Here is a 3,520-nt window from a genome sequence, read left to right as displayed (position 1 = left end):
ATGCACCCCATCTGCGGATACCGTCCGCTTGCGGGGTGTCTCGATCAACCGTGGAGCGCAGGAATAGGGCCCTGACCGGCACCGATTGGGCCCCTTACCCTCCAGCCAGAATGCGCTTTGGGGTCAGTGCCCTGAGGACAACACCATTGCTGTCCTCAGCTACAAGGTAGGGTAGCCCACGGTTGAGGACGTCCGCCCGGCACTGATGCATCGCCTCTACGCATGACGCCTCGGTCTCAAACGACCCCGTCCCATGCAGGACATGGTGACCGTAGATCGGCGCAATGGCGCTGATCTCGTCGCAGGGCCAGGGGGGAGCCCGAACGAGCTTTCCAAAACGGATTTGCTTACCGGGATCGGCGTCCCTACCGCAAGGTGCGGGTTCCTGCCTCGAATAAGGTGTTTCAGGAAACCCAACAGCTCAGAGCTGTGTCCTCGACCTACACGCCACCGGCGTTCATGCGCCGTTATCGAACAGCCGTTTCCTCAAACGGCTTAGATCACTCGCTGGTCGGAAGCCCGGCGCCCCACGGTCGTGACGCCTTCCCGTTTTAGCGAAAACTCGTCGCTTTAGGAGTGGAAGCTTGGCATGCTGTCTATGACCAAGCCCAGCGCTATCTGCGGGCAGGTTGTTTCGAGATCCTGTTCCAGGATCTGCGTGTCATGCCGCACTTGGCATAGCTTCGCGTTATGCCAAGGTGTTCTCTAACTCGTCATGCCTCGACCAACGACCTTGGGCGCCTCGAACACCACCGGTTTCTCCGGCTCACCATTATTAGTCATCGCGTGCTGGGAGAAGGCAGGGATGCCGGGCGGCAGGATAGTCTCGTGACGTGCCGCCTCAATAAAGATGTGTTTTGAGTTCCTGTCGCCGATCTCGAACCAGTTCGGGTCGTCGAAGGTGCCCGCATACACACCACAAGAGGTTTGAAAACTCTCGAAGGTCATATAGAGCTTCGTTCCGCAGGCTGCGCAAAAATGTATATGTACGAGCTTGCCGCTACCCTCCGATCGATGATCGTAGGCTGAAGGGGAACCCTGGGTCACGCGCAGATCGACGGCGCGGAAGATCGGCTCAAACATATAGGCCGAGCCCGTAGCGCGCTGGCAGAAACGGCAATGGCAGGTTGTGACGCGGAGCGGATTAGCCAGCGTCTCATAACGCACGGCACCGCAGAGGCATCCGCCTTCGTGAACGCCCATACCGGCCTACCTGTTGGACGGGCTGCAACGCCCAAGTTTGCGCAACGAGGGTAGTCAGCGGTGGCGAGAAAAGCACTGGAAACCGGCGCTGGTCTTTACAGACGGATAACCTGTCCCGGTTCTCTCGAGGTCCGACATCTATCTTGCCAGAGGTCTATCGCCCTCTCGAATTCAGAAGCTGGTTAGCAGGGGGGCTGAGCCTGGCATCGGCGCAAACGGACAGACCAGATACGGCTGATACAACGATCCGCCCGATTATTCATGCACCCTGCATGGAGGCCCGCGCGTAAACGCGGGCCTCGGGGGCGCCCTAACCCACCAGTTGCTTTGAAGCGGAACGGCGACGCCGCCGGGCGAGAGCAAGCCCGGCGATTCCTACACCGAGAATGCCCATCGAGGCAGGCTCAGGAACTGCCACCGGCGTCAGGAAACCCCGGATCTCACCCCCCGGGAACTCGGACGTGTGGAGATTGAGGTAGGACAGGCCAGCCGTCATCCCGGCCAGAAGGGCTGCCTCGGCCGCTGCGGTGCTCCCGCCATTCGCAGTGACAAAGTTAGGGTTGTAGGTCGACGGCAGAAGGGTGTCGAAAGTGCTGGTGTAGGAGCCACTAGTCACACCGAGCGGGAAGCCCGAGAAGGTGGGCAACTGCGTGGCAACTGGAGCGACACCCAGGCCGGGTAGCGCCGTACAGCAGTGAATGTGAGCGGCGGCAGTCGTTCCGAGCAAACCGCTGAAGGTGAAGCTCACATCCAGCTGATGGGTCGCGGTATCGAGGGTAACGACAGCACTCCCTGTCCCCGGCGAACTGTTCGGCGGAGCTTCCACAGCGCCGCTAAGCTGGGTTGTGAAAATGACCGGCGCGGCGACGGCATTGGGCACACCAGCTGCGAGAGCAAGGGCCAGGGGAAGACCGAGGCACAAAGCCCCATTCCGAACTGGTCCCAGGAACTTTTTGTTCTTCATCGGACGTCTCCAGGGGTGGCCACCGAGATCCTTCCCGGCTCCGGGAGAGCGAAGTGCAAAGAGTGGACCAAGTCGTAAGTAGTTGATTCAGAATTCACAATATTATCGTCTCAGTGTCCCTGGAAAACTCCTCGACGCAAGGGTCGCTGCTTATCAAGTCGTGGCTATTTCCGGATGCGACACAAGAAACTCAAATTATTGTTTTCGGTCGAGCATAGTTGCTCTGCACGCTGTTGGAGTTGGCTGCGGTGAAACCACCAGTTTCTCTACGTATTCCTGGATGAACCGGACGGACGTATCTGCCTCTTCTGGCTTCAAAAGGTGCCAGGTTTGCCAGGATGTCGCCTACTTACCAATTTGCCTCAGCCCTCACCTCGTGGGCTGGTCGAGGTCATCTCTGACACGGCCCAGAACACCAGAACCATGACGACGATTTCCCAACCGATAGAAACGGCTAGTGCTCTGACTCATTCAGAAGGTTCAGGGAGGCGAGCGAGCTTGGCCAGGATGGCGTCAGCGGGCTTGGTCCAGACAAAGGGCTTGGCTGCCTTGTTGTGCTGTCGGATGTAGCGGGTGATGGCGTCCTGGAGTTCGGCCACGGACCTGAAGACGCCGCGCCGTATGCGCCTGCGGGTGATAGCGGAGAAGAAGCCCTCGACGGCGTTGATCCAGGACGCCGACTTGGGCGTGAAATGGAAAACCCAGCGGGGGTGATCGGCCAGCCATTCCAGCACCTTCGGATGCTTGTGGGTGGCGTAGTTGTCGACGATGGCGTGGATCAGCTTGCCTGCCGGGACGGCGCGTTCCACGGCCTTGAGGAAGGTGAGGAACTCCTTGTGGGTATGCCGGGGCATGCAGCGGCCGACCACGGTTCCGTCGAGGGTGTTGAGAGCGGCGAACAAGGTGGTGGTGCCATTGCGCTTGTAGTCGTGGGTCATCGTCCCGCAGCGGCCGGGCTTCAGCGGCAGGCCTCGCTGGGTGCGGTCGAGCGCCTGAATCTGGCTCTTCTCGTCAATCGACAGCACCACCGCATGGCAGGGCGGGTCCATGTACAGGCCGACAATGTCCTCGACCTTGGTGGCGAAGGCGGGGTCGGTGGAGCGCTTGAAGGTGCGCAGGCGGTGTGGCTGGAGGCGGCTGGCCTCCCAGATGCGCTGCACGGCGCGCAGGCTGATCCCGACCGCTTTCGCCATTGCCCGGCCGGTCCAGTGAGTGACCGCACCGGTCGGCTCCGAACAGGTCAGGGCCAGCACCCTGGCCACGGTTGCCGTAGGCAGACGAGCCCGGCCGGGCTTGCGCGTCTTGTCGCGCAGCAGCCCGTCCACGCCCTGTTCGGCATAGCGCGCCTGCCAC

Annotated in this window: 3 protein-coding genes; all 3 read right to left on the bottom strand. The window is 60.9% G+C overall.

All coding sequences use genetic code 11. The annotated features are described in order from the left end of the window. Positions 1–705 precede the first annotated feature (705 nt). Positions 706–1,203: a GFA family protein gene (locus ACFFIC_RS16575; protein ID WP_377052317.1), complete on the bottom strand. Its 498-nt coding sequence runs from the start codon at positions 1,201–1,203 to the stop codon at positions 706–708. Positions 1,204–1,513: 310 nt separating this feature from the next. Beyond that, on the bottom strand, positions 1,514–2,167 hold the full coding sequence (locus ACFFIC_RS16570; protein WP_377052315.1) for a CHRD domain-containing protein: 654 nt from the start codon (positions 2,165–2,167) through the stop codon (positions 1,514–1,516). A 467-nt stretch (positions 2,168–2,634) separates the two neighbouring features. Next, positions 2,635–3,520, bottom strand: an 886-nt coding sequence (locus tag ACFFIC_RS16565) for an IS630 family transposase (protein WP_377052313.1), incomplete at its 5' end; no start/stop codon positions are given.

It is taken from the genome of Muricoccus vinaceus (assembly GCF_042433125.1).
Lineage (GTDB): Bacteria > Pseudomonadota > Alphaproteobacteria > Acetobacterales > Acetobacteraceae > Roseomonas > Roseomonas vinacea.
Note: the sequence above shows the minus strand (reverse complement) of the source record. Positions and strands in the feature narration are given on the sequence as shown.